Origin of the sequence: Psychrobacter nivimaris (assembly GCF_904846365.1) — a bacterium.
Taxonomy (GTDB): Bacteria; Pseudomonadota; Gammaproteobacteria; order Pseudomonadales; family Moraxellaceae; genus Psychrobacter; species Psychrobacter nivimaris_B.
In genome coordinates this window covers 1-3,552 of sequence record NZ_CAJHAL010000067.1, presented here as the reverse complement: position 1 = coordinate 3,552, position 3,552 = coordinate 1, and the positions used below count along the sequence as shown (strand labels likewise).

3 protein-coding genes and 2 pseudogenes are annotated in these 3,552 nt (G+C 41.3%); 1 reads left to right on the top strand and 4 read right to left on the bottom strand.

What is annotated here, in order from left to right; translation table 11 throughout:
• Window positions 1-110: pseudogene (locus tag JMX63_RS14335) on the bottom strand (IS1595 family transposase); the annotation flags it as partial.
• Between the two features lie 224 nt (window positions 111-334).
• On the opposite strand from JMX63_RS14335, the gene JMX63_RS14330 reads away from it, so the two are divergent.
• Window positions 335-1,147 carry an enoyl-CoA hydratase gene (locus tag JMX63_RS14330; protein ID WP_201573183.1) on the top strand — a complete coding sequence of 271 codons (813 nt, stop codon included), beginning with the start codon at window positions 335-337 and terminating at the stop codon, window positions 1,145-1,147.
• 186 nt (window positions 1,148-1,333) lie between these two features.
• On the opposite strand, the gene JMX63_RS14325 is transcribed toward JMX63_RS14330, so the two are convergent.
• The 3 genes and pseudogenes from JMX63_RS14325 to JMX63_RS14315 form a co-directional block, all read right to left on the bottom strand.
• Window positions 1,334-1,672 carry a RidA family protein gene (locus JMX63_RS14325; protein WP_055124581.1) on the bottom strand — a complete coding sequence of 113 codons (339 nt, stop codon included), beginning with the start codon at window positions 1,670-1,672 and terminating at the stop codon, window positions 1,334-1,336.
• A gap of 163 nt (window positions 1,673-1,835) precedes the next feature.
• On the bottom strand, window positions 1,836-3,083 hold the full coding sequence (locus JMX63_RS14320) for an NAD(P)/FAD-dependent oxidoreductase (RefSeq protein WP_201573181.1): 1,248 nt from the start codon (window positions 3,081-3,083) through the stop codon (window positions 1,836-1,838).
• 365 nt (window positions 3,084-3,448) lie between these two features.
• Window positions 3,449-3,552, bottom strand: a pseudogene (locus JMX63_RS14315) (IS1595 family transposase); the annotation flags it as partial.

The following is a 3,552-nucleotide window of genomic DNA, read 5'->3' as shown; positions in this document are numbered from 1 at the left end:
GGCTGAATATCAAGCAAATCTGCGGCTGTTCTAGCAGTCACTTCAGCTGTGAAAAACTCTAACAGCCTTCGCTGTACTTTTTTACTTATTTTACAACGGGTTATCTTCATAAAAGTAGTCTAACATAGTGCTTATCTACTACAGCCCCTAAATTTAAGTTAGTATAGATTTAGATTATATCTGATTGAAAAACCAATAGCGTACTCATTATCTGAGTGCGCTATTTTCTCGTGCGCTTTCTATGTGCTCCATCTATTGTATAGAATGTGAGCCATGCTACTATTTAGTCAGCTATATATAAAACTATAAACCAACCCATTATCAAGGATGATAAATGAATCAATCTGACGTTATTCTAGACCTAGATGACCTTCTGGTTATTAGAGAAGACAATAAAGAAAGTGGCGTCGTCACGCTCACCTTAAACCAACCCAAACAATTCAATGCCCTGTCCGTTGAAGTGCTGTCTGCCATACAAACAGAGCTAAACCAAATCGCTCAAGACGATACGATCAGAGTCGTGGTTATTCAAGCGACAGGCAAAGCGTTCTGTGCTGGTCACAATCTAAAACAAATGCGCGCACACCCAGAGGCAGCATTTCACCGTGCCCTATTCCAGCAATGTAGTAAAATGATGCTTACCATCAACCGTATGCCGCAAGTCGTCATTGCAAAAGTACAAGGCATTGCTACCGCTGCAGGATGTCAGCTGGTCGCCGCTTGTGACTTGGCCGTTGCCGCTGATAGTGCAAGATTTGCTACTTCTGGGATAAACGTTGGACTGTTCTGCTCCACACCTGCTGTAGCCGTCAGTCGCAATTTACCCCGCAAGCAGGCATTTGAGATGCTAATTACAGGTGAGTTTATCGATCCACACACTGCCTTGCAATATGGCTTGATCAATCGAGTATCAGCAGCAGAGCAACTCGATCAAACACTACAATCACTGATAACGGCGATTACTACCAAGTCTCCGGTAGCGGTGAGAACTGGCAAAGATATGTTTTATAAGCAGCTGGATATGAGTGTCGAAGACGCTTATGACTATGCCAGTGAAGTTATGACGGGCAATATGATGGCAGACGATGTGGGTGAAGGTATTGATGCTTTTATTGAGAAACGCCAAGCAGTATGGAAAGGATGTTAATTCCTATAATAATCATTGTATTGCTTCGCTGAAGTTATACGGCGTAGGCTTTATCTAGAAAGCTAGCACGCCCTTTTTCAATAATTAAATTTACTTATTGCCAAATATAAAAAAGGCCACGATATCGCTATCATGGCCTTTTTTATTTCTATTTGATACAGGTGTTATAGGTACTATGAGCAGTCTTTACTCAGCAGCGATGGCGATCATCTCAACCAATAGCTCAGGACGTGCCAATGCTGACTCACCACAAGCGCGAGCTGGTGGCTGAATACCTTCAAACCACTGGTCATAAACTTCATTCATAGCAGCAAAGTCAGCCATGTCTTTGATCCAAACTGTGACTGATAGTAGCTTTGATTTGTCGCTGCCAACTTCTTCTAGCAACGTTTGGATTTTTTCTAAGCAAGTTAATGTTTGTGCTTTGATATCGTCTTCTGCGTTACCTACCTGACCACACAAATAGATAGTCTGGTTATGGATTACGGTTTTGCTCATACGTTGATTGCTGTGTAGCTTCTTAATCATGTCTATACCTTTTATTTATTAATTTAAGTCTGTGCTAACTATAGTCAATCCACTATAAAAGCATTACAGCGTTAACCTCGCTTGAAGTATGACATATACATCTGCACTCGGTTGCCTTGTACCGCTCTTAAATTGGATCAACTATATATCAGATACGCGCTTAGTTAGAAAAACGCTGGGCACTAAATGGTGCAAGATCGACCAATGCAGGCTTATCGTGGATCATCTCTTCAACCAGACGACCTGTCATTGGACCTAAGGTAAAGCCTTGATGGCTGTGACCAAATGCGAACCATAGTTTGTCATGCTTGTCAGCAGGACCGATTACCGGCTTCATATCAGGCATACAAGGACGAGAGCCTGCCCATGCTTCACTCTCAACTGCATCTTCTAATGGCAAGATTTTTTTAGCAAGCTTCAATACGGTTTTTAACTGACCAAAGTTCTTTGGCGCATTCATCGTGGTCATCTCAGCACCAGTGGTAATACGGATACCCTGCTGCATCGGCCCCATCACAAAGCCTTTGTCCATATCAAACATACTGTGATTGATAGTGTTCTTTTCTGTCACTTTGAAATGCTGATGATAACCGCGCATTGGGAACAATGGCAAGTTATAGCCAAGTGGTCTGATCAAATCATTAGACCATGGGCCTGCTGCGATAACCAATTTATCACTATAGTAGGTATCGTTATCCGTGATAATTTTCCAACCTTCGCCGTCTTTTATGATTTCTTTCACATCGCTTTCTTTGATCGTACCCTGCATATCTTGGAAGTTTTTTGCATAAGCTTTCACGAGTGAGCTTGGGTTCGATACTTGCCAAGAATTTTTCCAATGAATCGCGCCAACGAAACCTTCAAAATTGGCGCTAGGCTCCATTGCTTTGAGCTCTTCAAGGTTTAGTACGTTATGCTCAACACCTTGGTTACGTGCGTCGATAGCTGATACTTGCGCTTCTTTGAACGTCTCTTCTGAGCGATGCAATTGCAACCAACCATCACGAGTAATGAGCTCGTCAGCACCAGAAGCGCTAATCATGGTTTGGTGCTCACTAGTACAATGCTCAATCAGCGTCTGCCACTCTGATTCAATTTTTTTGACGGATGCTGGCGTAGAGTATTTCCAGTACTGAAGCAGTGCTTGGTGATAACGCAAAATGGCCGGGATACGATAGCGAATATCGGTACCTTGGTTTGGCAACACTCTGATCATTTCTGTCAGCTGACGAGGAAAAGGATGTGTGTGAATGGCTTCGCGCTGAATCAATCCTGCATTGCCGTATGAGGTCTCTGACCCTGGCAATTTTTTGTCTAATAATAATACATTTGAGTTATTTTTTTGTAGATGCCACGCGATTGACGTGCCAACCATACCTGCACCGATAACGATAACTTCGTAGCGCATAACCTATCCTTTTCTTAGGGTGTTAATACAGAGTATCAAATATAAGGGTCTAACAGAATTAGGTGGTAATAGTAACGCATTAGGGTAAATTTGAAACCCTTATCTGAGAAATATTTTCGCGTCATATACTTTTGGTTATGGGGTTTTTGAGAAGGTATTTTTGATAGGAATAACACTGGCATTGAGCAATAATCCAGTAACAGATTTGATGAAAATAGTGTCAAAATTATCCAATATTTTTGCACGTGAAACCTTCGACTATTCGAAAGCTCACTTATCTATATTACTGAATAGCTTTATTAGCTTATGTTTAATTGATTGGATAATCAACTAAACATAGAATATGGGGCTGTAGTAGATAAGGATTAAATATCACACCATTTTCTCAAGGTTTTCAGCTGATTAGATGGTGAGCCATAGTTGAATCTAAACTCGCACTCTTTTAAAAACAAATGGAAGTTCTTCTTAT

Coding starts and splice junctions, on each gene's coding strand:
- JMX63_RS14320 (WP_201573181.1), bottom strand. CDS start 3,083: ATGCGCTACGAAGTTATCGTTATCGGTGCAGGTATGGTTGGCACGTCA.
- JMX63_RS14330 (WP_201573183.1), top strand. CDS start 335: ATGAATCAATCTGACGTTATTCTAGACCTAGATGACCTTCTGGTTATT.